This window comes from Bacillus sp. JJ1503, assembly GCF_036965125.1.
GTDB lineage: Bacteria > Bacillota > Bacilli > Bacillales > Cytobacillaceae > Cytobacillus.
Genome location: NZ_JBALOZ010000530.1, coordinates 1 through 1,357 on the forward strand (window position 1 = coordinate 1; position 1,357 = coordinate 1,357).

Below are 1,357 nucleotides of genomic sequence, written 5' to 3' on the forward strand. Positions count from 1 at the left end.
CCATATTATATTGTTTTTGGTATTGCAGGTGTTCTTTTAATCTCTACCTTAATTGAAAATATTTACGTTGCCCACGGAAACCCAAGAAGAGCTGAACAGGTTAAATCATTTACTCAATTAGCTATGCCAGTAGTGTTTTACATTTTTCTCACGGTTGGAATATTTAAAGTTTTCCTTTGAGGTGATTACATGATAAATCTAAAAGAATACTTCTATAAACAAAAAGTAAAATCAAAGCTTCTTGATTGTTTTCGATCAGCAGAGATATTTTTTACAGCAAAGTCAGGTAATCGAACGGTTTATATCTACCCCAAAATACATTCCATTGTGAACAAGGAAAAAGACAACTTAACTGAGATTGTGTTTACTCTAAAGAATGGAATGAATCCAACAGATTTAATTAAGCAGCGTTTTGTTTTTGAGCAGTATTTTGGAAAGTCTATTGATTTAAAGGGTGACTTAAAAAAGTTTGTTCTCACAGTTTACAATAAACCATTAACATCTAATGTAGTTTACTCTTATGACGAAATCTTCCCTTTTCTAAAAGAAATGAAAATACCAATAGTTGTTGGTAAAAAGAAGAATGGCAGATATTTAGTTTTAGAATGTCTTGATTTACCACATATCATAATTCAAGGAACTACAGGATCAGGAAAGAGTTCAGCTATACGAGTAATTTTGTCTACATTAATCAAATACAAAAGACCAGAAGAACTAGACATTTATTGCATTGATGGAAAACGTGCTGAATTCGGATTATTTAAGAAGGTTGAACATGTACAAAAGGTAGTCTATTCAAATAAAGATGCAAGGCAAGTTTTAAAAAATGTAACTAAAATTATGTATGAGAGAGAAGAGTTATTAGATACATTTGATGTACCACACATTGATGATTTACCTAAAGATCGAAGACAAAAATATATTCTTGTTGCTGTAGACGAATTCATTGAATATATGGACGACAAAAAAATAATGGACGATATTATAAAAATCTCTTCAAAGGGTAGGGCTGTAGGCATATTCCTGTTAGCTTCTGCACAACGCATGGATGCCGATATCATGGATACAAAAGCCCGTGGTAACTTTAATATTAGAATGAGCTTCAGAGCAGTTGATAAAACGAATGCAATGCTACTCGGAACTAAAGGGGCAGAAAAGATAAAGCGTGAAGAAAAAGGAAGGTTAATACTCAATTCAGGGGAAATCGAAGAATTACAAAGTCCACATTTAACTTATGAGAAAGCAAAGAAAATATTGAACCCATTTATGATTGTTAAGGGTGATATTAAGGATGTCACAGAGGGACATAATGAACTTCAGTTTCAAAAAGGTCTAATGCAAAGTGAACCACAACAAC

At 32.4% G+C, this 1,357-nt stretch carries 2 protein-coding genes; both read left to right on the forward strand.

What is annotated here, in order from left to right:
- Positions 1-180: hypothetical protein (locus tag V7149_RS26275; protein ID WP_335348493.1), on the forward strand; the 180-nt coding region annotated here is incomplete at its 5' end.
- A 9-nt stretch (positions 181-189) separates the two neighbouring features.
- On the forward strand, positions 190-1,357 hold a 1,168-nt coding region (locus V7149_RS26280), incomplete at its 3' end, for an FtsK/SpoIIIE domain-containing protein (RefSeq protein ID WP_335348494.1).